Source organism: Neptunicoccus cionae, assembly GCF_002860325.1.
GTDB classification, from domain to species: Bacteria; Pseudomonadota; Alphaproteobacteria; order Rhodobacterales; family Rhodobacteraceae; genus Amylibacter; species Amylibacter lutimaris.
On record NZ_PKOJ01000002.1, the window covers coordinates 608,611 to 632,884 of the forward strand.

The 24,274-nt window shown below is 55.2% G+C and carries 17 protein-coding genes and 2 tRNA genes; 8 read left to right on the top strand and 11 right to left on the bottom strand.

Annotated elements, in window-relative coordinates; genetic code table 11:
• Positions 1 to 6 precede the first annotated feature (6 nt).
• The gene (locus tag C0U40_RS08795) at positions 7 to 339 is read right to left on the bottom strand and encodes an ArsR/SmtB family transcription factor (RefSeq protein ID WP_069301294.1); all 333 of its coding nucleotides are present in this window, start codon (positions 337 to 339) and stop codon (positions 7 to 9) included.
• Positions 340 to 523: 184 nt separating this feature from the next.
• Here C0U40_RS08795 and C0U40_RS08800 point away from each other — a divergent pair.
• Positions 524 to 600 (top strand) — tRNA-Met (locus C0U40_RS08800).
• Positions 601 to 851: 251 nt separating this feature from the next.
• On the opposite strand, the gene C0U40_RS08810 is transcribed toward C0U40_RS08800, so the two are convergent.
• The 5 genes from C0U40_RS08810 to C0U40_RS08830 form a co-directional block, all read right to left on the bottom strand.
• Positions 852 to 1,649, bottom strand: a complete 798-nt coding sequence (locus C0U40_RS08810; protein ID WP_101655371.1) for a TerC family protein — start codon at positions 1,647 to 1,649, stop codon at positions 852 to 854.
• A gap of 240 nt (positions 1,650 to 1,889) precedes the next feature.
• Positions 1,890 to 4,985, bottom strand: a complete 3,096-nt coding sequence (locus C0U40_RS08815) for an efflux RND transporter permease subunit (RefSeq protein WP_101655372.1) — start codon at positions 4,983 to 4,985, stop codon at positions 1,890 to 1,892.
• The gene (locus C0U40_RS08820) at positions 4,982 to 6,106 is read right to left on the bottom strand and encodes an efflux RND transporter periplasmic adaptor subunit (protein ID WP_101655373.1); all 1,125 of its coding nucleotides are present in this window, start codon (positions 6,104 to 6,106) and stop codon (positions 4,982 to 4,984) included. Before C0U40_RS08820 ends, C0U40_RS08815 begins: the two co-directional genes overlap by 4 nt.
• 194 nt (positions 6,107 to 6,300) lie before the next feature.
• The gene (locus C0U40_RS08825) at positions 6,301 to 7,011 is read right to left on the bottom strand and encodes a VIT1/CCC1 transporter family protein (protein ID WP_101655374.1); all 711 of its coding nucleotides are present in this window, start codon (positions 7,009 to 7,011) and stop codon (positions 6,301 to 6,303) included.
• A 71-nt stretch (positions 7,012 to 7,082) separates the two neighbouring features.
• Positions 7,083 to 7,883 carry a glutathione S-transferase family protein gene (locus C0U40_RS08830; protein ID WP_101655375.1) on the bottom strand — a complete coding sequence of 267 codons (801 nt, stop codon included), beginning with the start codon at positions 7,881 to 7,883 and terminating at the stop codon, positions 7,083 to 7,085.
• Positions 7,884 to 8,293: 410 nt separating this feature from the next.
• On the opposite strand from C0U40_RS08830, the gene C0U40_RS08835 reads away from it, so the two are divergent.
• Positions 8,294 to 8,908 carry a TetR/AcrR family transcriptional regulator gene (locus C0U40_RS08835; RefSeq protein ID WP_145991914.1) on the top strand — a complete coding sequence of 205 codons (615 nt, stop codon included), beginning with the start codon at positions 8,294 to 8,296 and terminating at the stop codon, positions 8,906 to 8,908.
• A gap of 3 nt (positions 8,909 to 8,911) precedes the next feature.
• On the opposite strand, the gene C0U40_RS08840 is transcribed toward C0U40_RS08835, so the two are convergent.
• The 3 genes from C0U40_RS08840 to C0U40_RS08850 all read right to left on the bottom strand — a co-directional run bounded on the left by C0U40_RS08840 (position 8,912) and on the right by C0U40_RS08850 (position 10,889).
• Positions 8,912 to 9,517 carry a TetR/AcrR family transcriptional regulator gene (locus C0U40_RS08840; RefSeq protein WP_101655377.1) on the bottom strand — a complete coding sequence of 202 codons (606 nt, stop codon included), beginning with the start codon at positions 9,515 to 9,517 and terminating at the stop codon, positions 8,912 to 8,914.
• Between the two features lies 1 nt (position 9,518).
• Positions 9,519 to 10,163: a DsbA family oxidoreductase gene (locus C0U40_RS08845; protein WP_101655378.1), complete on the bottom strand. Its 645-nt coding sequence runs from the start codon at positions 10,161 to 10,163 to the stop codon at positions 9,519 to 9,521.
• A 159-nt stretch (positions 10,164 to 10,322) separates the two neighbouring features.
• Positions 10,323 to 10,889: a carboxymuconolactone decarboxylase family protein gene (locus C0U40_RS08850; RefSeq protein ID WP_101655379.1), complete on the bottom strand. Its 567-nt coding sequence runs from the start codon at positions 10,887 to 10,889 to the stop codon at positions 10,323 to 10,325.
• A gap of 238 nt (positions 10,890 to 11,127) precedes the next feature.
• On the opposite strand from C0U40_RS08850, the gene C0U40_RS08855 reads away from it, so the two are divergent.
• Entirely contained in the window at positions 11,128 to 12,783 is a 1,656-nt protein-coding gene (locus C0U40_RS08855) for an FAD/NAD(P)-binding protein (RefSeq protein WP_101655380.1), read from the top strand.
• 28 nt (positions 12,784 to 12,811) lie between these two features.
• Here the strand turns inward: C0U40_RS08855 and C0U40_RS08860 are convergent, their stop codons facing one another.
• On the bottom strand, positions 12,812 to 15,739 hold the full coding sequence (locus tag C0U40_RS08860; RefSeq protein WP_101655381.1) for a hybrid sensor histidine kinase/response regulator: 2,928 nt from the start codon (positions 15,737 to 15,739) through the stop codon (positions 12,812 to 12,814).
• A gap of 292 nt (positions 15,740 to 16,031) precedes the next feature.
• Here C0U40_RS08860 and C0U40_RS08865 point away from each other — a divergent pair, with 292 nt between their 5' ends.
• Positions 16,032 to 17,288: a DUF2254 domain-containing protein gene (locus C0U40_RS08865; RefSeq protein ID WP_101655382.1), complete on the top strand. Its 1,257-nt coding sequence runs from the start codon at positions 16,032 to 16,034 to the stop codon at positions 17,286 to 17,288.
• A 241-nt stretch (positions 17,289 to 17,529) separates the two neighbouring features.
• The gene (locus C0U40_RS08870; RefSeq protein ID WP_101655383.1) at positions 17,530 to 19,968 is read left to right on the top strand and encodes an ATP-binding protein; all 2,439 of its coding nucleotides are present in this window, start codon (positions 17,530 to 17,532) and stop codon (positions 19,966 to 19,968) included.
• A gap of 41 nt (positions 19,969 to 20,009) precedes the next feature.
• Here C0U40_RS08870 and C0U40_RS08875 read toward each other — a convergent pair whose 3' ends face one another.
• On the bottom strand, positions 20,010 to 20,900 hold the full coding sequence (locus C0U40_RS08875; protein ID WP_101655384.1) for a hypothetical protein: 891 nt from the start codon (positions 20,898 to 20,900) through the stop codon (positions 20,010 to 20,012).
• Between the two features lie 55 nt (positions 20,901 to 20,955).
• Between C0U40_RS08875 and C0U40_RS08880 the strand changes: the two genes are divergently transcribed.
• The 3 genes from C0U40_RS08880 to C0U40_RS08890 all read left to right on the top strand — a co-directional run bounded on the left by C0U40_RS08880 (position 20,956) and on the right by C0U40_RS08890 (position 24,149).
• Complete coding sequence (locus tag C0U40_RS08880) at positions 20,956 to 22,620, top strand: ABC transporter permease (RefSeq protein WP_101655385.1); 1,665 nt, start codon at positions 20,956 to 20,958, stop codon at positions 22,618 to 22,620.
• 67 nt (positions 22,621 to 22,687) lie between these two features.
• A tRNA-Thr gene (locus C0U40_RS08885) sits at positions 22,688 to 22,763 on the top strand.
• 141 nt (positions 22,764 to 22,904) lie between these two features.
• A complete protein-coding gene (locus tag C0U40_RS08890) occupies positions 22,905 to 24,149 on the top strand; it encodes a tyrosine-type recombinase/integrase (protein WP_101655386.1) in 1,245 nt (414 codons plus the stop codon).
• The last annotated feature ends 125 nt before the right edge of the window (positions 24,150 to 24,274 follow it).

Here is a 24,274-nt window from a genome sequence, read left to right on the forward strand (position 1 = left end):
ACGCGATCATTCCGTCGCAATGGTCTCGGATGCAAGAAACCTTTCGAACTGGTCGAGGTTGACCGCTTCGAACTGTCCGAAGCCTTCCATCCAGACCGAAGCCTCCCGCAACGCTTCGGGCACCAGTTTGCACCACTTCACCCGTCCCCGCCGTTCCTGTTCGATCAAGCCCGCACGGGTCAGAATTTGCAGATGTTTCGAAATCGCAGCCAGAGACATCTCGAATGGCTCCGCGACATCCGTCACTGCCATATCATCCTCAAGCAAGAGGCTGAGAATCGCCCGACGGGTCGGATCGGACAAAGCAGAGAAGACAAGATCGAGCGAAGTTGAAGCCATACTCCAGCCCTAGCGGCACCGCCCCTGCGTGGTCAAGCTGTCATGAACACGCAACAAAGGGCCGATCCCCTTGTTTTTAAGCCCCTTCGCAGGACCGGACAAAAGAAAGTGCAAAAGAGCGCAAATAACCGTCAATTCCCCGCTTGACGCCTGCCGTTCCTTTGCCTAAACAGCGCCACGGTACGGCGGGGTAGCTCAGGTGGTTAGAGCAGCGGAATCATAATCCGCGTGTCGGGGGTTCAAGTCCCTCTCCCGCTACCAACACTTTCAATGACTTAGGAAGATCAGCCGCCGAAACGTTTCGGCAGTTGGGACGTCAGTTGGGAGAATTTCCTGAATTTGCGTATGTCTCCAGTTTGTGAATCGCAGACCGCCCCAGAGCAGAATCCCTACTCAAATAGTGCGCATCCAAGATCGCAGTCACCTGGCTAAGACGGTGACCGGTTATGGCAGCAATCTCGGGAACGGAACAATTCGCAATAGCCAGGTGTGCAGCTGCGGCTCCATTGCATTCACATATCCTGACTTTTAGGCTGCGAAGTTGATCGCGCCCGTGCGCGCTGGTTCCGTCGTGCAAACATGTTCAGTGCCTCCACAAACGCTGCAAACGCCATGGCCGCGTAGATATAGCCCTTTGGCACGTGCCGTCCGAACCCGTCGGCGATCAGCACCATCCCGATCATCAGCAAAAATGCTAGTGCGAGCATGATAACCGTCGGATTGTCGTGAACAAATCGTGTGACCGGACCAGCGGCAAGGAACATGATACCTACGGCAACGATAACAGCGGCATACATCACCGCGATGACTTCCGTCATGCCGATAGCAGTAAGAATACTGTCCACAGAGAATACCACATCAAGCGCCACGATCTGCACGATTACAGTGCCAAGCGCCGCTGTCGCCCCCGAGGTAAAAACAGATTCCGCCGGTTGGGGCTGAACCTTCTGATGAATCTCACTGGTTGCTTTCCACACCAGAAACATTCCACCGCCAATAAGGATCAGATCCCGCCACGAGAAAGCTGTTTCAAAGGTCGGCTCGCCGTGAGCCCCCAAGGGGCCGGAAATCCCAAGATCAAAGACCGGCTCTTTCAGTCCCACAATCCATGCAATCATCCCAAGCAAGAGCAGTCTGAGCACAAGAGCCAACGCAATGCCGACCTGACGGGCACGGGTGCGAGCGGGTTCGGGTAACTTGTTGGCGACAATCGAGATGAAAATCAGGTTGTCGATCCCGAGCACGATTTCCATTGTCGCAAGTGCGAAAAAAGCGGCCCAAATTTCGGGGGAAAGCAAAAGTTCTGACATGTTGAAGCCCCAATTCCTTATCAAATGGTTTGCAAACTGGCAGGACGCTGCCGCAGCCTTGGATTAGCATTTGATCTAAAGATATACTTAAAGGCAAATCCGGCAACTTCAGGGCAGCCCCTTAAACGATGCTTTTGTGAAACCAGCCGGCTTCCTCGTCTGTCTCCTGTTAAGGATCAGGCCAGCCTCAGTCACCTTTGGGAAGGCACTCGTTGAAGGATGAAGCCGGCCCGGACAATCCTAGCTTAACACACGCGCCGGTTCGTTTACCTCTGATCGAAGCCTGCGCGCCGCCGCACCGGGAGCAGTGCCCCAAATGGCAATCCAGCGGTAGAAGATCGGTGTCAGGAACAATGTGAATACGGTTGCAAATCCCAAGCCACCAACAATTACCCAGCCCACAGCAATACGGGCCTCGGCTCCGGCTCCGGAAGTCAGGATCAGGGGCACACCGCCAAAGACTGTGGAAACCATCGTCATCATCACCGGGCGGATGCGAAGGCGCAATGCGCTTCGGATCGCACTGTCGATATCCTCGCCCGCTTCGCGCAACTGGTTTGCAAACTCGACGATTAGGATGCCGTTTTTCGCCATGACCCCGATCAGCATAACAAGACCGATCTGACTGTAGTAGTTTAGCGATCCGCCGGTCATCGAAATAGCCAGAAGCGCTGCGGCGAGTCCGAAAGGCACTGTCATTATGATAACAACCGCGCTGGCGAAACTCTCAAACTGGGCGGCCAGTACCAGAAGCACGACGATCAGAGCCACCCCGAAAACCGCATAAATCCCCCCCTGAGAGTCATCAAGCGTCGCGGCTTCACCGGTGAAAGTAATGACCATTCCGTCCGGCAGAATTTCGTCGGCGATAGCAAGCAAACGGTCCATCGCAGTCGACAGGTCAACATCTGCGCCAAGGTTCGCCTGCATCGACACAGATAATGCGCCCCCCAAACGTTCTATCTGCGCATCGCTGACCACTGTCTCAAGTGAAGCCACGGCAGACAACGGTATATACGTTCCGTTGTCGAGACGAAGTGACATTGATGCGATGTCAGAAGGATCGTCGATCGGCGGACCGCCGGGAACGACGTTGACGTCTATTTCCACGTCATCAGAAAAGACGCTGACGGCGATATCGCCCTGAACCATCGCACTCACAAGAGAAGTCACGTCGGACTTGTTAAGCCCCATGTCGCTTGCGGCGCTATCATCCACCTTCACTTCCAGTTGTGCATTAACGCTGTTGTTGGAAAGCTGCGGATTAACGAAAGTATCGTCCTGCGACATGGCCGCAGCAAGACGGTTGGCGGCTTGGGTAATATCCGCCAGTCTGGTGCCACTCACAGCGAAACTCAATCCGCTGCCTGCACCACGAATGTTGAGGCTATTGGTAGAGCGGGCACTTACCTGCACCCCCGGGACCGAACCCAGACGGCCGCTGATCTGCGCGATCAACTCCTGCTGGGTAAAGTCGCGCTCGGACCAGTTTGGCAGGCGCGCGATAATGAAGGCACTTGTCCCACCGCGCACACCAATAATGCTTTGTACCGTTTCGATCTGCCCGCTTTCCCGATAGGGCGCGAGAATTTCCTCGACCAACAGAACCTGACTATCAAGGTAATCGATTGTCGTGTCCGACGCCCCGCGCGCCTGCACCAGAAAGAAACCACGATCCTCTTGTGGCGTGACACTGGAAGGCAAGGTTGTCGCTGCGCCCATGGCGATCATCGCAAAACCGACGGCTGTGGACAAAACCAGTAACGGCGTGCGGATGGCAAAATCCATGACGCGGTCAAAGCTGCGCGCCAGCACCCCCGGCGCGCCCTGCTTTGCGCTTGCCTGCGTCTTGCCCGGATCCAGAAGTGCTGAAAGCACCGGCGCGAGGGTCAGTGCGGTGATCGACGAAAGAGTTACGGCGAAAGCCAGAACAAAGCCGAACTCTGAAAAGACGCCGCCCGCCTGCCCCGGCAAAAATGAAATCGGAATAAAGACAGCGGCGAGCGTGGCGGTCGTTGAAATAACGGCAAAGAAAACTTCATTGGTCCCCGAAGCAGCCGCAGCAAACGCCCCCATACCGGACTTGCGCTTTCGCACGATATTTTCGACGACAACGATCGCGTCATCCACAACCATCCCTGTAGCCAGAACCAGTGCCAGAAGGCTTATTGTGTTGACAGAGAACCCCGTCAGCCAGATCGCGGCAAGCGTGCCGATCAGGGCCACAGGGATCGTGACAGCAGGGATCAAGGTTGCCCGCGGAGACCGCAGGAACAAAAAGATCACGGCGATTACAATGCCGGTAGCCATAAGAATGGATTTGACGACCTCGTTAATCGATCCCTCAATGAAGATGCCGTCGTTTGAGGTAATCAGAAGCTGGACACCTGCGGGCAACTGATCGCGCAGTTCTTCGACCGCGACCCCCACATCGCGCGAGATGTCCAACGTGTTCCCAACCGACTGTCGTGTGATATCAAGACCCACCGCAGTTTCCCCGTTCACACGGGTGTAGACGCTCGTGTCTTCGGGGATCAGTTGGACAAATGCAACATCGGCGATCTGGGTCGTGTCGTTGACCGGCATCTGATTGATGGTGTCCACGGTGACGTCTTCATTTCCAACGCGCAATGAAAGGGTTTGGGATTCGCTTGAGAGAGAGCCAAGGGCAGTATCGTCACGCAACTGGACAAGCGCGTTGGAAACATCAAAGATCGTCAGGCCACGGCTTAACAAAGAGGGTAAACTCACCGCCACCCGAAACTCGTTGGCGCGCTCGCCCCGTATCGTTACCTCGGCAATCCCGTCGATCAGAGAAAGGCGTTCGTACACCGTTTCTTCGGCAATCTGGGTCAGTGTGTCGATGCTCGCATCCCCCAAAAGGGCAAGGCGAATGATCGCATCGGCGTTACTGTCGCTTTTTGTTACGGTCGGATCCTCGATATCGTCGGGCAGAGACCGGAGCGTGCCAGACACGATCTCACGTGCTTCATTGGCGGCCACGTCAACATCCGTACCTTCTGACAGATCGATTGTGATACGGCTGGAACCCAAGCTGGAAGTCGACTCAATGAATGACATTCCTTCGAGCGCACTTAGCGCGTCTTCGAGTACCTGTGTCACCTCGGTATCCACAGTACTCGCCACTGCGCCTTCATAGGTGGTCCTGACAGAAATCACAGGGTTGTCCACATCCGGCATTTCGCGAATATCTACACTGCTCAGCGCAGCTAAACCTGCGATGATAATAAGCAGGTTCAAAACAATCCCGAAGATCGGGCGTGCAACAAATACATCGGCGAAACCGGTTTTATGTGCGCTCTTTTCGAAACTCATGCACCCAGACCTTTACGAGATCCAGCCGTGGTGACCGGCACCCCTTCGCGAAGCTTCGAAGCCCCTTCGACAGCGATCTGGGCACCCAAAGGGGTGTCCGTTTCGACCCAGACCTGATCGCCCTCCCGATAGCGGATTGTAACAGGAACGCGGCGCGCACTATCGTCTTTGACAACCCAGATGCCTGCACCGCTCCGGTCCCACGTGATGGCTGTGGCGGGCACGACAGGCAGAGGCGGAGTTTCGTCCGTCATGCGGATCACAAAGGTCATGCCGGCAAGCAGCAAACCCTCTGAATTGTCGATTTCCGCCTCGACCGTCGCGCTACGGGTCACACTGTCGAGCCGACTGTCAAAAGCTATGATTTCACCTTCAAAGAGATGCCCTGCATAGGTCGGTGTCGAGACCAGAACCGGTTTGCCCTCTGCCAGCAGACCGATGGAGCGTTCCGGCACCTCGAATGTGGCGAGCAAGCTGGAAGTATCGTCAATCGTAACAATGGCTTCACCGCTTGACAGGCGGTCTCCTACATTCACGTCGCTAAGCCCCAACCGGCCCGAAATCGGTGCTGTAATCGTAAGATCGTCCAAAGCGACCTCGGCAAGGCCCACATTTGCTTCGGCAAGTCGCAGCGCCACGCGCGCTTCAGACAAGGCGACGTCGGTAACGACCGAGCTGCCGTTCTTGCGCAGCCCCTCATAACGGGTAACGGTGTCCTGCGCCTGATCGCGGCTCGCCTCGGCAATCTTCAACGCCAGCTGTTCCGTGCGGTCATCCAAACGCAAAAGGAAATCGCCCTTCTCCACCATCCGGTTGGCCTGAAGTGCAGTTTCGACCACTTCGCCAGCATCACTGGCCGTCACCTCGGTACGATTTATCGAGACGGCACTGCCGACTGTCCGCAAGACGAGCGTATAAGCCCGCTCTTCCAGAGGAGCGAGAACAACAGTCGTCGCACGGTTCCTTCCCCTTGGCCCCGGTCTGGCCCCTTCGGGCGCGCGCGCCGTTTCTGTTGGAGTGTCGTTCCAGATTCGGGTGATCTGCTGGGGCAGGCCAAAGGAAATGCCATAGGCAACCGCCAGAATGGCGAGTGACAAAAAGGCGAAAAATAACTTCTTCAAAGTCTCATGGCTCCTGAAAGACGCAGTCTGCTGTTCCGGTTCTTCATGATACGGATGGCAAACGGTGTTCCGTCGCTGGATTTGAACTTTTTTTGTTTATTTTCGAAAAAGATTTGCAGGTTAAAATTGGAACCGGAGAACCCGATACAGTTAACTGTTCGTCCTTCCAGCGGCCCTAAAAAAAGGGCTTCATTTCAGGCATGAAACAGAGTCCCGACATAATACGCAATCATAGCCGCAGCCCCCCCGATCAGCAGGGTCTCCAAAGCAGATCGCCACCACGGGCTGAGGGACCAGTGGCTTTTCAATGCTCCGATGACAAGAAACGTCAGCATCGTCATAACGGCCGAGATCGTGAACGCATTGTTCAAGCCGAGAATGAATGGAAACAACGGCACAATACCAGCGAGCAGGAAAGCAATGAAGGTGGTGGCGGCGGATTTAACAGGGTGGGGATCAATACTGCTTAGCCCGTATTCCCCTTCCATCATCAGGGCAATCCAGTTTTCGCGGTTGCTTGTAATTTGCAATGCCGCTTGGTCAAGCACGTCGCCGGACAGGCCCTTCTGTTCCAGTATCTCGCGAACCTCCAGCAGTTCACCTTCGGGAAAACGGCTGATGTGGCTCTCTTCTATGCTGCGCAGACGGCGCATGTCGTCAAACTCTGCTTTGGTACCGGAATAGTTTGCAGCCGCCATGGAAAACCCGTCGGCCAGAACATTGGCAACGCCCAAAGCGATGATGATAAAAGGCGATAACCCCGCCCCTGCTACCCCGGCCACAATGGCGAAGGTTGTGACTGCCCCGTCAATTGCACCGTAAACCGCATCCCGCAATATGCCCCGTCCGGGGGGCGCACCAATACGCGCTGCGATGTCGGCTTGCGTATGGCTGTGATCTGACATCCGGCCCCCTCTTCATTAACTTCTGGCGGCGCCGTGAAAGTGCTGTCAGCCCGTCGGCATCTCTCGCCGCTTCAGGCGACCAACCCCAGTTCCGCATCACTCGCTGATGTTGAATACTTGTCTTTCGGGGGCCACGGGCGCGCCTGCCACGGGGGATCGAAAGCAAAGCTTGAAACCTTCCGCCCCTCAACCAGTGCCCCGTTGCCGGCACCAAGCGCGTAATCATAGTACAGCTTTACAATTTCTTCCTTGCTCACCTGCTTGGTTGCGTCATGGGCCATACAAGCCTCTTTCCACTGCCGGACCCGTGCATAGTCCGGCGTGTCCGGAAGTTCGAAATCTTCATAATAGTCAAGGAACCAAAACCGCTTGAACATCGGTGTAAACACCGCTTCGGCCAGTCCGAAACTGTCAAACAGGAATGGCCCTTCGGTGCTATGGGCCTTCAGGAAATCATCCATCGAACGATAAAGGCTCAACAGTTTTTCTAGATGGCTTCCGCGCTGGTCGGGGTCACGGTTCATAACGAACATATATCCCGCCATGGTAAACGGCCCTTCCTGTGCAACCAGCATGGATTCAATCGCGTGCTCGGCCGGATCGCTACGCCGCAAGGACGGGCCCTCTATCACTTCATCGAGATATCGCAGGATCACGAGACTTTCCTTAAGGATCGTCCCGTCCGGTGTTTCCAACACTGGCAAGGCCGTTGTGCCCCGCGTTTTAGCAAGCAATTCAGGATCGCGCGGTTTGGTAATATCAACCACGCGGAACTCTACCGCGTCTTCCTGCCCGCGAAGGGCCAGCAGGATCTCCAGCCTTTGGGAAAACGGGCAAACCGGAATGTGATAAACGATGTGTTTGTCGGGCATGAGATGACTCCTCAACCGGCACGGGCAGTCCGGTACTCTCGTTGTGAAATGACATTTCAGGGCCCCCGAAGCGGGAACCGAACCAATTGCAACAATAGTCTATCCTCGCAAGAACGGCTCCACCAAGACAAATTTCTCCCTTCTTCAGGGTGCAACATCTTGGCTCGTCCAAGCAAATCATGTGGCCAAACGGTAACTTCAGGTGTTGCAGATCGGCAAAATTCCAAAAAAATCGACAAGAAACGTTCATTTCTCACACTGCAATATCTTGATTAAAAACAACTTTCAATTTTAAGGTGAAAACATTGTTTATTTTTCTGGACATACGTTCAGTGGCAGTGATCAAATGGCGGACGAGCCGTTTAACCGGTCTGCGGGAAAAGGCCCACCAAGGAAAGGATTTGAAACAAATGATTCAGCTCGCGAAGATAAGCCGTCTCGCTGAAAAAGCAGAAGCCAGATCCTGCCGGCGGGCGTATAAAAAGGATCAGCTTGCCGATCACGCGATCGAGACGCTGAAAACTCTGGGTTACGCGCACACCAGCCTGCGGGATATCGCAGAGGCTTCGAATGTTGCCGTTGGCACATTGCATTATTACTTTGAGGACCGCGCCGATCTGATCAGCTATTGTGTGCGCCGATACAAAATCGCCTTCATTGCCGAGATGAACAGCATCCTCCAGACAGACTTGGAGCCGGAACGGATTGTGACACATTTTGTTCACGGCCTTTCATTGTCGATCCGGCGAGAGGCGGAAACCCACCGGCTCTGGTATGACATCCGCGCGCAAGGGATGTTTGATCCTGCGTTTATGGGAGTGGTAGAAAGTATAGAGAACGACCTGACCGAACTTGTCGCCGGACTACTTTCGCGATTGAATCTGCCGGTGGAACAGGCCGGACCCGTCTACCTCGTACTAGACGCAACCTTCCGGTATCACTTGCAAAAGCATCTCGCCGGAGCCCCAGACGCACCAGAAAACTTTGAACGGCAAACTCTTGCCCTGCTCTCAAAACTGATCTGAAAGTCAGGACATTTCCGCTTGGCGCATATCCTCGATCTCGCGGGCCATATCCTCGGCAAGTTCCTCAAATGCCGCAGCTTCCATCTCTTGATGCAAAGCCAGCCGCAAGGCTGTAACATTGGCTTGAAAACGGCGGGCCAAACGGTTTGCATCCAACGCGTTTGAAAGTTCTTTGCAAGATTGCGCCGCACGAAAGGCAGCGGCAAATTCGTTATGCATTTCAGTCAGATACTCCTGCGTCGCAGCAGCAATGGCAGGTTCCGTGCTGCGGGTATCCACCAGCGTCTTTGTCAACATACAAGCCTGCCGCGCCCTGTCACCCGGAGCCAGTCTTGCGAAAGAGCGCAAGTAATCCGCCAGCGCTGCGAGCGGTGACTCTGCCTTGTCCATGATATCCCGCATTCTGGCACGCGACGCGTTGAAATAGCGTTCCAATGCCAGCAAATACAGGTTTTCTTTGGATGAAAAGGCGGCATAAATGCTGCCCGGCTTCATACTCAAGGTCTTTTCGAGATCTTTCAGAGAGGTTGCGTGAAACCCTTTTTCCCAAAACAGGGCCAGAGCGGACTCCAGCGCTGCTTCACGATCATAAGGAGCCGCGCGCGCCATGTCAGACGGTCTCGCCGGCCAGATGGCGCAGCACGTTGGTGTAGTTTTCAACCCCTTGCGCACCGGTGACAAGGTGCTTGCGATTGAAGACCATCGCCGGAACGCCGCGAATGCCCTGTTGCACCCAGAACTGTTCCAGTTCCCGCACTGTAGACGCATAACGCTGATCCGCCAAAACCGCGACGGCTTCTTCGCGATCCAGCCCGATCTCGCTGGCCACATCCGCCAGTACGCCGTCGTCGGACAGATTGCGACGATGGGTGAAATGGGCGTCAAACAGCGCCATTTTCAGATCGTGTTTGCGGCCTTGGGTTTCTGCCCAATGCAGCAGTTGATGGGTGTTGAACGTGTTATGCATTCGCATGTCTTGTGCGAAATTGAAGGTAAACCCCAGATCCGCGCCAAGTTTGGTCATTTGCTGGCGGCTCTGTTCCGATTGTTCGGGCGTCGAGCCGTATTTCTCGACGATATGCTCGCGCATATTCTGGCCTTCTGCTGGCATTTCAGGGTTCAACTCGAACGGATGCCAGTGGATTTCATGATCGATTCCGGCGTTTTCCAACGCCTGCGCTAACTGGCGGTATCCGATAATGCACCAAGGGCACATCACGTCGGAGATTATATCGATGCGGAGCGGATCAGTCATGACGTGTCCTTTCAAGAATTTGGTCCCGCACTGTGTAGACGAGTGCGCAAAGGGCAGCAACACGGCCGCCCTGTGTTTACTTCTGTAAGATAGCGGTCACAGGACCGCTGTCAAAAACAACCCTGCGACGCGGGAGGAACGCCGCAGGGTTGAACCGGTTTATTCCGCTGCAACTTTGCTACGGGACCATTCAAATTTGCGGAACACTTCGTCCACAGGTGTTTTGGCGAAGTGGTTCACATAGTTGGACATCACCTTCTGTGCTGCACCCAGAATAACTTCGAGGATGTTGGTTGTGGTGAAGCCAGCGTCAAGGAAAGCTTGCGTATCGGCATCATCCACAAAACCGCGGTTGCGGATTACCAGCAGCGTAAAGGTGCGCAGGGCTTCCAGTTTGGCGGTCGGCAGCGGTGTTTCGTTGCGCAGGGCTTCGGTGATGGCGTCATCCACCTTCATCATTTTGGCAATACCAGTGTGGGCCGGCACACAGTAGTGGCATTCGTGCTCTACGTTGATGGTCTGCCAGACAACTGTTTTCTCTTCATCTGTCAGGCTTGTCGCCATGAACTGGGCGTGAGCAACCTGATAGGCTTCAAGCAGTTGCGGCGCATCGGCCATTGTACCGTGCAGGCCCGGAATACGGCCATTCGCTTTGTAGGATTTTTCCAGCAGCGGTTTGCCGGCTTCAGGTGCGGATTCGATTGTGTGGATTTTAAATTCGGCCATGGGGCGTTCCTCTTTTCGTTTTTCTGTACCCGAACACGGGCAGGTCTGTGCTCCCCCGCTTTGGGGTTGCACAAACAGATAACACATTTGAGCGATCACTCAATAGTGTATTTGAGCAATCACTCAAATGTGAGCATAACGGCCTCACTGGACAATTTCCGGTAGCACGCCACATTCTTTCCCAATCTGACCGGCGCCGCGGTTCGATGTGCCCGACTTACAAACCTAGGATGTTTTCATGACACTTAAGACTGACAAGATTCGCATCGCATTGATCGGGGCCGGCCCGCGCGGGCTGGGCGCGCTGGAGGCACTGGTGGCGCGGGTCAAAAACAGCGACATAACGCTCGACCTGACATTATTTGACGACTTGCAACTCCCCGGTGCCGGTCCGAACTTTGATCCGGCCCAGACTCCCCACAGCATCTTGAACATTCCCTTACGGGAGGTGGATATTCCGCCTGCACTCTCCCTGCCCTGCGGAGATTTTGCCAAATGGCAGGCCCATCGGGGTCACGGCGACACCGAAAGGTTTCCACCGCGTGCCGAACTCGGAGCGTATCTTATGGCGCGGTTTCGGGATCTGACCCGTTCCAGCGGCGTGAACATAAAAGTAACGGCGCTGAAAACCAAAGCCTCGCGGCTGGATCGTGCCGATGCGGGCTGGCAGATCAGGGCAGGTGATGAAACTTTCGGTCCTTTCGACGAAGTACTGCTCATTCCCGGCCAACCCCTTACCCCGCCGGACGAACAATGGGCGCGGTGGATCGAGCACGCGGAGGACACAGGAGCTTGCGTAATTAACGCCTACCCCGACCGGCTGTTGTTGGCAGCAGCAGAAAGCTGGGCCGGACGAAAAGTCGGAATTCGCGGATTGGGTTTATCCACCTGCGATGTGATGCGCTTCCTGACGGTTGGTCTCGGCGGCCGCTTTGAAGCAGGGACGTACCACCCCTCCGGCAAGGAACCGGCCATGATCTATGCGTTTTCCCTGAACGGACAGCCCCCCTTTCCCAAACCCGTAGACTCCACGCAGGACAAGAAATTCGACCCGACGCCTGAAGAAGTCGAGCAGTTTGAAATTGCCGTACAAGAAGCTGTTGCGCAGGAGCCGGACCGCGCCCTTACCCCCATTTGCGAGGCATTGCTTCCCCCTGTCGTTCGGATCGGCAAAGCACTGGAGGCAGGGTTTGATGAACAGGCGGTAAAGGAGTGGCTTCAGACCGAGCAAAGCTCTCCGGGTGAGCAAGAGAACGACAGCCCGGAAGAAGCCCTGAAACACGGCATTGCCATGGCCGAAGGGAGTGCACCTCCGACAGTGGGCTACTGCGTCGGACAGGTCTGGCGCAAGATACAGAACGAGTTACGCGCAAATTTCAATTCCGCCCAGATGGAAGCCGACACAGCCCGAACAATCGTCGGCTTTGACGAGGGATTGAAGCGTTACTCCTACGGTCCGCCTTTGCGCTCTTCCAGAGAGCTTCTGGCCTTGTTAGAGGCCGGTCTGGTCAGCCTGCGCGTGGTCGACGACCCCGATATCGAGTTGATCGACGGCGGATGGCATCTGGAGGAACATGACGCAGAGGCGAATGTCTCGGTCATGATTGACGCAGTTCTACCGCCCCCGTCGCTGGACGCTGTTTCGGACGGGCTCTTCGAGCAACTGAAATCGGAAGGCGCCCTGTGTCCTCGTTACGAAGGCTCCGGAGCAGCGACAGCCCCTGACGGGCAGGTTATTGACCGTGATGGAAACTTGCGGAACGGCCTCTCCATGCTTGGACGTCTGGCTCTTGGTAGCGTCATTGCCGCCGATTCCATCCATGACTGTTTCGGCGCTTCCTCGGAACGTTGGGCGGATGGTGTGCTGGACCGCAAGGGCTATAACCAAGGCTAGGATTATTCATACTGCAAAGCAGCAGCGGTTATTCCGCCGCCGCTGCTTTGTTCAGCAATCCTTCCAGCGCCTCGCGCAATTGGGTTTCCTGAAACGGTTTTGTAAGCACCAAACAGTTGCCCAACACCTCAGCTGCCGGCACCTCTACACCGCCTGTTGCAAAGACGACGGGCAGATCCGGAAAACCCGCACGGGCCTGCGTTGCGAGTTCCTCGCCTGATTGTCCCGGTAGGCCGACATCCGTTACCAGTGCGTTAACGTTCTGTTCCTGTAACACCTGCAGAGCATCGGCCCCGTTGGTCGCCTCAAACACTGTGTAACCGGCCTCCCGCAGACCTTCTGCAATGTCAGTCAGGATCAGGAAGTCATCCTCGCAGACCAGAATGGAATAGTCGCTTGCAGTGCCGCCCTGTTCGACCCGTTCGCCCGCAGTTGCGCTGCCCTGCGAAGGCTCCGCTTCCTGCACTTTGTCCCGCGTTTCGGTCTGATCCGTTTCGGGCGGATAGGCCGCGTCGAGCACCTGACGGATTTTTCGCTGCAATTCCGACTGGGTGTAGGGCTTGCTCAACAATTGCACGCCTTCATCCAGGCGACCGTCATGCACAATGGCATCCTGCACATAGCCGGATGTGAACAGAACAGGCATATCCGGCCGGATTTCCTGAATCTGCTTGGCCAGTTCCTGCCCGTTGGTTTTTCCGGGCATCACCACATCAGTGAACAAGAGGTCAATGTTGTGAATGCGGTCCAGAATGGTCAGCGCCTCATCCGCATCTGCGGCGGGCAACACCCCGTAGCCTAGATCCTCAAGCATCAATCGGGCCGTTTCGCGGACTTCGTCGTCATCCTCGACCATCAAAATGGTTTCGGTCCCGTACATTACCCTTTCGGCATCCGTCAGATTTCCGCTCTGCACCTCTTTCAAAGTGCGTGGCAGATAGATGTTAATGACCGTTCCACTGCCGACAGCGCTGGTAATGGTAATATGCCCACCCGACTGCTTGGCAAAGCCGTAGACCATCGAAAGCCCCAGACCTGTGCCGTGGCCGTCTTCCTTCGTGGTGAAAAACGGTTCGAAGATTTTTTCGACAATTTCCGGCGGCATCCCGCAGCCGGTATCGCGTACTGAAATCGCCACATACTGGCCGGCGTCCACAACCGGATGGGAAGCCGCATATTTTTCGTCAAATTCCGCATTGGCAAGTTCGATGGTCAGACATCCCTGCCCGTCCATCGCGTCCCGTGCGTTGATCGCAAGGTTCAGCAATGCGTTTTCCATATTGTTGGGGTCAATGTTGGTGTTCCACAACCCGTCCGGAACGATCGTTACCAACTCGACCCCTTCGCCCACGGCACTGCCCAGAATATCGGTGTTTTCCGCCAGCAGATCCGCCAGATTGAGAGGTACAGGCGACAACGGTTGTTTGCGGGCAAACGACAGCAATTGAGAGGCCAGCATCGCCCCGCGCGACACACTTTTAGTGGCCTGCTCCAGACGTTCCTGTGCCGGCGATCCCTCTTCTATTTCGCGAGAGATCATTTGCAAATTTCCAGTAACTACCTGAAGAAGGTTGTTGAAATCATGGGCAATCCCCCCTGCCAGCCCGCCGATCGCTTCCATTTTCTGACTTTGACGCAACGTGGCGTGCAGTTCTTCCAGTTCGCGGTTACGCCGCGCCACGCGGGTTTCCAGAGTCGCATTCAGCCGCTCGATCTGCTCTTCAGAGGTTTTGCGTTCCTCAATGTCGGTATTGGTCCCAACCCAACCGCTCAGCGAGCCGTCATCGGCCCGTAACAGGGAAGCGCGTACAATGTGCCAGCGATAACTGCCGTCAGCCTTGCGAATACGAAATTCAGTCTCGTAATTGACTTCGTTTTCAATCGAATAGGTCCATGCCGCAACTGCGATGTCTACATCGTCAGGATGCACAACTTTGACCCAGTTTGGTCCGTAAAGGGTTCCTTCTGTCTCACCGGTAAATTCATACGTGCGGTCGTTCAGCCAGTTAAGACTACCGTCCTTGTCCGCGGTCCACACATGGTTTGGCATGGACTGCGCCATGGTGCGAAATTTCTCGCGGGTTGCCGCCAGATTGGCTTCGGCGGTCTTTTGGCGGGTTACATCATGTCCCTGCACAAAGATACCGGTGACGTTGCCGTCAGCGTCTTTCAGCGGGTGGAACATGAAATCTACGTAAAACTTTTCGGGTTCGGCATCTGGAGTTGCCTGAAGCGTGGCAGGCATCCCCTTGAAGGAAACCGGCTCTCCGGAAGTGTAAACCTGATCCAGAAGTTCAAAGAATCCCTGTCCGGCGATATCAGGCAGTGCCTCGCGGACGGTCAGACCGATAATCTCCCTCTGGCCAATCAGGTCGATATAAGTCCTGTTGGCCATTTTAAATACATGATCCGGCCCATCCAGAACCGCCATAAAACTAGGCGCCTGATCAAATGTCGACTTGAAGAACTCTGTCATCGTCTCCAGAGCGAGGTTCTTGTTAGCCACCGCCTCTGCCCGCTCGATCATGGCGACCCGTTCCCGCAGGTATTCGATCCCGCCGCCATCTTCACCGCGGTAAATTCCCGTCACATCCATTGTATTTTGCAGGATATATTCGACACTGCCATCCGCTCCTAAAATCGGCGTGTGGGTGGCGCTCCAGTAGCGGTCTTCAACCGTTCCGTCTGCATTTTCGATAGGATATGGAATAAGTGGCAGATGGTCCGGTTCTCCGGTTTCAAAAACCTTGCGAAACGATCCGCGCAACATTTTATCGGATACAGAATCCTCCGGTGCGGGAAATTCATCCGTCATCCGGCGTCCGATCAGCCGGTCGCGGGTCCGACCTGTCACTCTCAGATAGGCCTCATTCGCCCAAACCATGCGAAGATCCGTGTCAACCAGTACATATGGTGACAAGGCGGAAGCAAAAATTGCGTCCAGATTGATTTGCATTCCGGCAACTCCGTCAGTCAAAATATATTCGGGCTCAAAAATATCGTCAAATCAGCCGCTTGAGCAAAAAGTACAGGGCTGGTCGGGACACTTGCAAACCACAGAACCAAACTTCGATTTAGATCATTTTTGCACCGATTCAAATACTCTGTATCATCCTGCGTGCGAATGTGTTTGCCCTCTAAACTTCCGCCGCTAACTTCCATGTGTAGAAACAATTTTACGGCTGGCTTTCTGGTACGCGGATTTACCCGTCGATCCGGCGCGGGGCACATTCGGAGACGCACAGAGAATGAAAACACGATTTATCCATTCGGTTCTGCAACTGCGCAAACGACTGTGGTTCAAGCCACTGGTCTACTGCCTTATCGCGGTTTCAGCAGCCTTGTTCGCCCAGTTTGCTGACAGGCTACCTTTTAGCAAGGAACTGCCTGAAATTACATCCGGCACGATTGAAACCCTGCTGACTATCATCTCGTCATCCATGCTGGCGGTTGCCACATTTGCAGTTGGCTCGATGCTGTCTTCCTATTCCTCCGCCAGTCAGGCAGCGACTCCCCGCGCATTCACCCTGGTGCTTGAGGATGATGTCTCGAAAACCGCACTCAGCAGCTTTATCGGCGCTTTCATTTTCAGCATCGTATCTATTGTAGCTCTGAAGACGGGGTTTTACGGCCGAGGCGGGTTGTTTGTCCTGTTCATGCTAACGCTGACGATTTTCGCTTGGGTGATCCTGACTTTCGTGCGCTGGGTTGACAACATCGCGCGCCTCGGACGGTTAGGTACCACAATTGAAAAAGCCGAGCGTGCAACAAGGCAAAGTCTCGAAAAGCATCAGAAAGCGCCTTTCATGGGTGGCGTGGAGCATACAGTCAAGAACACACTTCACGGGGTCAAGATTTACTGTGACGAGGTCGGATATGTGCAGTATGTTAACATGCACGCATTGCAGGACCTTGCAGAAGAACATGATTTCCGCTTGATGATCGCCGCACCCGCTGGTCGTTTTCTGGCGCCTGACCGTCCTATCGTTGTGCTCGACACGCTTGATCCTCCCGATCCGGACATAGTCACCGAAATTCAGGAAGCTTTTGTTATCGGCGCAAACCGCACCTTTGATGAAGATCCCCGCTTCGGCGTGGTCGTCCTTGCCGAAATCGCCGCTCGGGCACTCTCCCCTGCGGTGAACGATCCTGGAACAGCTATCGTTATTATCGGCAGCTTTGTGCGGCTGTTTGCGAAATGGGTTGAAGCAGGGGCACAACAGGAAAAACCGGAAGTCACTTACAACCGGATCATTGTTCCGGCCCTTGAACTGGCGGAATTGTTCGACGATGCGTTCACACCCATTGCACGGGACGGTGCCGGCACGGTTGAGGTTGGCATCCGCCTGCAAAAAGCGTTCCTTTCGATTTCCGCACTGGACTACCCCGGAATGAATGTAGAGGCCCGCCGACATTCCAGACTTGCGCTGGAAAGGGCAAAACACAAACTTCCGATTCAAGAGGATCTGGATCGGGTAGAGCAAATTGCCTCCCAGATCGGGTGAACCACTCTACGCGCAAGACAGTAAAAAATATCCTATAGTTGCGCTATTAAGGTAAAAACCTCTTAAAATTGTGTGACATACAATCCCCGCAAGTGATACAAACTTACCCTGCACGTCACTTTCCACCTGCCAGACAAGCATAATTTCGCTTATCCTCTGGAAAGATAAAATGTGTGTCCGGCTGGCGGCTGCGTTTACGCAACACTGGTAAAAGGGCACCGGATTAGTGGGCAGATCGGGTATGATTTCAAAACGAGGTTCGTTTTGGTTGCAATGTGTGGTTATCGGGTTCTGCCTGTTAGCCTCGGCATTGGCCACCGTCACTGTTAAGCGCATCGCAGACCATAAGTCCGAAGAGAACTTCTCTGTAATCATAGAACAGGCCGTCACGTCCTTGCGTCGCACCAGAGAAATCTACGAGCGCACCCTGGGCGGACTCGCAGGACTGTTCATTGCCTCGGACAATATCAGCTATGTAGAGATGGACGACTACGCCAGCGCAATCAACATCCGCGAAAACCAATCGGGTATTAACGCTATCGGCTTCGCCTCTCATCCGTCACCGGATTCAGACAGCTTGATCGTACAGCGTATCCGCCCCCGTACGCCTGGCGACTCTGTAATCGGCACCGACTTCAACCAGTATCCGGACGTCATTGCCGCCGCAAAGAAATCCCGCGAGTCCGGTCAACTGACACTCGTTCCCAATATCGAACTACCCATTGACGGGGAACTGGTGAGCAAGGGTATCATCTTGCGTCCGGTAACGCGGAGCGCGAGAAACGAAACGGACGGCACACTCCGCCCGGCTGAATTTCTTGGCTATGTCTTTGCAATTATGGATATGGACAGCGCTTTTGATACGCTTTCCCCAGCGCAGAATGAACTGGTGGAACTACGCGTCTGGTTTACCAAGGGCAACACAGACGCACCACCCCTTTATCAGAACATAACCGATGCACAGGCCAATCCAGCCCCCAAGTTCCAAAGGGTCATGCAGGTTGAAGGCTTTGGCCAGCCGATGCGCCTGCAATGGAACGGCTCGAGTAAATTCGATTACATCCAGCCTTTCCGTGCCCATTGGATACTGCTGGCACTGTGTCTTTCTCTCACAGCGCTGATTTTCATGATTTTGCGTTTCATGAACCGGCGCGAACGCACGATTACCCGGCTTGTCGAGGAAAAGTCCAACGAACTGGCTACACGGGAAACGGAACGGCGATCTATTATTGAAAACGCAATGCTGGCAATTGTTTCGACCGATGCCGATGGCCGGATCCTTCAGGTAAATGATGCAGCGCAGACCCTGTTGCTAACCCCCAAGACCGTTGGACTGGAAACACGTAACATTGCCGAGGTCCTGCCTGGCCTTGACCCGCGCGAACCGGACTCCCGTTTCAAACTGACCCTGCCGGCTACGGAATACAGCAACGGCGAGACCATTCTGGAGGTGGAGAAAAACACCTGGCTGACTTCAGGAAGCGAAATCCGTGTGACGCTGCTGATGCGGGACATCACCAAACGGGAACGGCAGGCCCGCCAGATCGCAAAAATGGAAGAACGCTGGAACCTTGCCCTTATCGGCGCACAAATCGGCGTCTTCGATATCGACCTCGAAAAGAACACATCTGTGGTTTCAAAGATGTGGCGTATGATGATGAACATCACCAGTTCGAGCGACCCGTCCGATCCGTATAAAGACCTGCTGGATCACATCCATCCGGACGATCGCGCGAACCTGATAAAGGCACATCGCGCCTGTATTGACGGCGACACAGATCGGGCCGAAGCCCGTTTCCGTGTCTCTGACAGCGGATCTGATTGGCGCTGGATCCAGTCTGACGCCGTCGTTGTGGAATGGGACGATGACGGACAGGCCCTTCGCATGATTGGCACGCAGGTCGATATCACAGACCGAATCCGCGTGGAGCGGATGAAACAGGATTTTGTTGCTACCGTCAGCCACGAACTGCGCACACCACTGACATCAATCAAAGGGTCGCTGGGTCTTCTGGAAGCCCAACTGAAGGACACGCAACTCCCTGTTGCAAGCAGGCTGGTAGAAATCGCGCAATCAAACTCCGAACGGCTGTATAATCTGGTCAACGACATTCTGGACATGGAGAAGATGAACGCAGGCCAGATGCAGATCGACGCCAAGGAAGAATGTCTCAGCAAGCTTCTGGTACTCGTCTCCGATCAGATCGCCCCTTATGCCGCACAATGCGGTGTCGGGCTGGATGTTTCGATCCCGAAAGGGAACTACCGTATCTGGACCGATCAGAAGCGGATCATTCAGGTTCTCACCAACCTGCTGTCCAACGCCTGCAAATTCTCTGACAAGGGAACGCGGGTCAGGTTGAGCGCTCAGCTGTTATCAGGTGAGGTCCGCATTGCCGTGACCAACTTCGGACCGGGCATTCCCGAAGAGTTCCACAACCGGATCTTCCAGCCCTTTGCGCAGGCCGATACGAAAGCCAATAAAAAGAAGGTCGGCACCGGACTCGGCTTGAACATCTCCCGTCATCTGGTGGAATCCATGGGCGGAACTATCGGGTTCAAGAGCATTCCAAATGAAAAGACAATATTCTGGTTCACCTGCCCGCTTGCCGATGACACTGATACAGGCGGTGACGAGCCGGGAACCGAAGACATCGACCAACTGCGCGCAGTATCCTAAAGAAAACAGGTTGTCGGGTGTAGCTACCGCCCCAAGGCAGTTCAGTCATACCGCTCGGGTGAGAGCATCATGACGTTGTCCATCCGTTCGATATAATAGAGATCGTCTTCGTAGTTCTCTGTCATACCTTCAGTCAATTCCTCGGGCCAGTGAAGTTCATCGTTGAACCCCTGTGAGCTTGGGAATTTTCTATCAAAAGCGCGGCTCAGTTTTTCGAACTCTGCCCGCGTCCCCACGGGATGTTCTTCCAGGTAGGAATGCATCAGAATTGCCCCGCGCAAGGACAGGCCAGTGTTCACCGGCACGCTGCTCCCCACCAGAAGTTCGCGGTTTGGTATACCCGTCAGGGCCTGCGCAACATCCCGCCACATGAAAGGATAATCCTCATAGCGCCAAACAGTGATCGGTAGTTCGGTCTTCTTTAACTGCACACGGTGCAGATAATCCGACCAGCGCAACCCCTGCAGGTTCGCATCCGCGACGAAGTCTTCGAACGACAGGCCCGGATTGTGCCGCATACCCGCACAATAACAGGACGGCACGAAACTGGCAGGATTACGCAGACCGACGAAAACCCGAAGCGGAGCCCCGTCAAGAACGTTCAGAATCCGCGACATCGTCGTAGCAATGCGGGGATAGAAATATTCCTTCCCGACAGGCCGCATCAATGTTCCCGAAATACTCGGATCAATCATGACCACGCGACGATAGTCTTTATCTCCGGTTAAGGCGGAAACCAGTTCGCCTTTCACCTCGGCTGAAGAAACCCCGCTGCTGATCTGCTTGATCGCCCTTGCAAAAGCCCGCTCAGCCTGATCGGCCAGCGGCACGCAAATCCCTTCGGACTGCAACAGATCACGGTTCTGCCAGAGTATCTTGCGGAGGTGTTGCGTTGCGCTCCGGTGCACGCCGATGTGAAGTCTGAAATCCATTGACTGCCTGTTACACGTGTAGACACCGAAATAGCTTTGGTTTAAGCGCGGATCAATGGTTGAAACATCAGATATAGCGCCTGTCACTTCTGCGCCACGGCGCAGACGGTACAGTCCGGACGGCTGGACGCTGCTGGGGCTTGGTATCGCCGTGCTCGTTATTTTGCCGGTCGCCACGGTTTTCTGGCTCGCGCTCTTCCCGCGCGAAAACATATGGCCGCATTTGCTGGCAACCACCCTCCCCCGATACCTGACAAATTCAATTGTCATGATGGCTGGCGTCGGGTTGCTGGCCGGTGTGGTCGGGACGCTGTCAGCATGGCTGGTCGTGATGTACAGATTTCCTGGGCGCAACATCCTGCAATGGGCTTTGCTGCTGCCTTTGTCGATCCCCGCCTATATTGCCGCCTTTGCAGTGGTCGACTTCCTTGAATATGCGGGGCCGCTGCAAACAGGCCTGCGCGCGCTGCTCGGGTGGGCGACACCAAGGGACTATATGTTCCCCGAAATCCGTTCTCGCGGCATTGCCATTGTCGTTCTGGCTGGCGCCCTCTACCCTTACGTTTACTTCCTTACCCGCAGTGTCTTTCGCACCCAGTCCGGCGCGGCGATAGAAGTCTCCCGCGCCCTAGGGTGTGGACCTGTAGCGAGCTTTCTAAGGGTCGGCCTCCCTCTGGCCCGTCCTGCTATCGCGGCCGGTGTGGCCATCGTAATGATGGAAACCCTGAACGAATTCGGCGCGATGGAATTCTTCGCTGTGCAAACCCTGACCACCGGCATCTTTACCGTCTGGCTGGAGGCCAGCAACGCCGGCGGTGCAGCGCAACTGGCTTGTGTCATTCTTGTTTTTGTAACGGTCCTTGTTCTCCTTGAAAAACTTTCCCGCCGCCGGATCAAGTTTCACGAGACGGCCCGAAACATGCGCCCCCCGGAACGCCAACAACTGCGTGCCACCAAAGCTTTTGCCGCATCCCTTTTTTGCACCCTTCCCGTTCTGGTCGGTTTCATCCTGCCGCTGGCGATCCTAGCGGACCACGCTTTCGGGCGTGCCAAACTCTGGAGCGACCCGGCCCTCTGGCAGGCGACCCTGAGAACAGTTCTCATCGCAGGCGGTGCTGCAACCATTACGGTCATCGCAGGCATTCTGCTGGTTTTCAGCGTTCGCCTGTTCCGTCACAACGGCCTGAGCCGCATTCTTCCCGTCACCACGATCGGCTATGCAGCGCCCGGAGCGGTCCTTGGTCTCGGGTTCCTGATCCCGCTTTCCATGCTCGACCACCGCGTTGCCGATGGCATTCTCTGGCTTACCGGTTTTGATCCGGGCTTGTTGCTCGTCGGGTCTGTCGGAGCTGTCATGCTGGCCTATTGCGTTCGCTTCTTTGCCATTGCCGTAGGCACCATAGATGCCGCATTCACCAAAATCTCTCCTTCCCTTGGCATGGCTTCCCGCTCGCTCGGGCAATCCCCGCGTCAGACATTGCTACGGCTCTACGCTCCCATGATAAAGGGAGCGGTTGCCACCGCAGCCCTTCTGATATTCGTGGACAGCGTGAAGGAACTGCCAGCAACTTTACTACTTTATTCCAAGACAACACTCGCCACCTCCGTCTATCAACACGCCTCGCTCGAAGACATCGAAGGCGCGGCACCAGCCGCGTTGGTTATCGTCCTGATAAGCCTGATCGCGGTGGCAATTGTGAGCCTGACAAACAAAGATTAATTTTTTGCAAACCGTCGCAAAAAACCTCTTGCATTCCCCCTCATCTTGCCTCAAAAGCCCCCCCAGTGCCCCTATAGCTCAGCTGGTAGAGCAACTGATTTGTAATCAGTAGGTCCGCGGTTCGAGTCCGTGTGGGGGCACCACTTAAACACCAGCTAAACGCCGAGTTTCAAAGCAATTACCTCAATGAAATGAGGTGCTTGCGCAATCTGTGGTTGGGTTTGAGTTTGGTTAGAACATAACATGAACCTTGTAACGCGAAGGCCATTACAAGGATTTCAAAAATGCCCCATATCAAATTCACCGACACCAACGTCGGCGCGATTCCGACGCCGGACAAGACTGTCTGGTACACAGACCCTGAGCAGAAAGGCTTGCGCCTTTGTGTGACAAAGACCGGCGTTAAGACTTGGTACGTCAACAAGTGGGATCCGACGGCGAACAAAGTGCGCTCGGTCAAGCTCGCCCAATGGGCGTCGAAGGTGACGCACTGCAAATGGGCGAAGGATCAGCGCGGCCTTGTCGCGCATGGCATCGTGTCGGGCGACGTCTTGAACAAGGCGGAGACACGGGCGAAGGCGGCGGTCGAGCGTGCCAACGCGCTGCCGACGTTTCGCGAGGCGCTTGAACAATTCATCGAACACCGCACGACCAGCAGGCAATCGGGCAAGGCGCGGATGATGGAGGCAACGGCCAAGGACTACCGCGCGACGTTCAACAAGCATCTGGCGCAATGGGCGGACGTGCATGTGGACAGGTTGCCGATTCTTGAGATCAATCAATACTTGAATGCGGTGCAGATCACGCGCCCGAACGCCGCCCACGTCGCGGCAACTGTGGCCGGGGCCACGGTTCGCTTCATCAACAAGCTCTGCGCCCTTGCTCTGCCGATCCCGTCGCTGCTGGAAGGCACCAAGATGCGGTCGTGCGTCGAGACAGGCAAACTAGACATGCAAGTCCCATGGGTGGACCGTTGGGACGAGATCGAAGAAATTCCGAATGAGCATATCCGCCTGTGTTGGAAGATCACTTGGTACACGGGCTTCCGAGGCCGTGGGCTGCGCGCTTTGACTTGGGACCAGATTGATCTCGACGACGGTGTTGTGACCTTCGACAGGCTCAAGCGTCAGGAGGTTGAGCGCACCATCGTTCTCGCGGACGATGTGGTCAGGTTGTTTAAACGCCTTCACGAAATTCGCTATGATGACTGTGAATGGGTGTTCCCGTCGCGTGTCGTGCGCCGGGAAACGCGCGGCCACTTGGACGTGCTGGACAAACTGCCTCTGACGAAGCCGGGTGACATGCGCCATTTCTGGATGACCGTTGCGCGGGAGGTAGCCCCGCGTCACGTTCACAGGTGGCTGGCACAGCAGACCATGACCGACAATGACCTGCGGATGCTCGGCCATTATGGCGAACCGACGTATGAGGAACAGAAGGCAGCGGCCAATGCGATTGCGGCGGCGATCAGCAAGCGGATTCAGGCAGCACCTTCTTCCGTTGTTGAATTGCGCCGAAACACCGCCTAAATTGAACGCATCAATACCTCCATGCCTATAGGTAGTGACCCGGATAGGTGTGAGACCGACGCGTGAGAGTAGTGGCATTTCCACTCAGGAAGCGGGAGACGCGGTTCGGTCATGTGGGTTCCCAT

Coding starts and splice junctions, on each gene's coding strand:
- C0U40_RS08875 (WP_101655384.1), bottom strand. CDS start 20,900: ATGGATTTCAGACTTCACATCGGCGTGCACCGGAGCGCAACGCAACAC.
- C0U40_RS08835 (WP_145991914.1), top strand. CDS start 8,294: ATGATTCAGCTCGCGAAGATAAGCCGTCTCGCTGAAAAAGCAGAAGCC.
- C0U40_RS08890 (WP_101655386.1), top strand. CDS start 22,905: ATGCCCCATATCAAATTCACCGACACCAACGTCGGCGCGATTCCGACG.
- C0U40_RS08815 (WP_101655372.1), bottom strand. CDS start 4,985: ATGAGTTTCGAAAAGAGCGCACATAAAACCGGTTTCGCCGATGTATTT.
- C0U40_RS08795 (WP_069301294.1), bottom strand. CDS start 339: ATGGCTTCAACTTCGCTCGATCTTGTCTTCTCTGCTTTGTCCGATCCG.
- C0U40_RS08860 (WP_101655381.1), bottom strand. CDS start 15,739: ATGCAAATCAATCTGGACGCAATTTTTGCTTCCGCCTTGTCACCATAT.
- C0U40_RS08810 (WP_101655371.1), bottom strand. CDS start 1,649: ATGTCAGAACTTTTGCTTTCCCCCGAAATTTGGGCCGCTTTTTTCGCA.
- C0U40_RS08850 (WP_101655379.1), bottom strand. CDS start 10,889: ATGGCCGAATTTAAAATCCACACAATCGAATCCGCACCTGAAGCCGGC.
- C0U40_RS08845 (WP_101655378.1), bottom strand. CDS start 10,163: ATGACTGATCCGCTCCGCATCGATATAATCTCCGACGTGATGTGCCCT.
- C0U40_RS08825 (WP_101655374.1), bottom strand. CDS start 7,011: ATGTCAGATCACAGCCATACGCAAGCCGACATCGCAGCGCGTATTGGT.
- C0U40_RS08865 (WP_101655382.1), top strand. CDS start 16,032: ATGAAAACACGATTTATCCATTCGGTTCTGCAACTGCGCAAACGACTG.
- C0U40_RS08855 (WP_101655380.1), top strand. CDS start 11,128: ATGACACTTAAGACTGACAAGATTCGCATCGCATTGATCGGGGCCGGC.
- C0U40_RS08830 (WP_101655375.1), bottom strand. CDS start 7,883: ATGCCCGACAAACACATCGTTTATCACATTCCGGTTTGCCCGTTTTCC.
- C0U40_RS08880 (WP_101655385.1), top strand. CDS start 20,956: ATGGTTGAAACATCAGATATAGCGCCTGTCACTTCTGCGCCACGGCGC.
- C0U40_RS08840 (WP_101655377.1), bottom strand. CDS start 9,517: ATGGCGCGCGCGGCTCCTTATGATCGTGAAGCAGCGCTGGAGTCCGCT.
- C0U40_RS08870 (WP_101655383.1), top strand. CDS start 17,530: ATGATTTCAAAACGAGGTTCGTTTTGGTTGCAATGTGTGGTTATCGGG.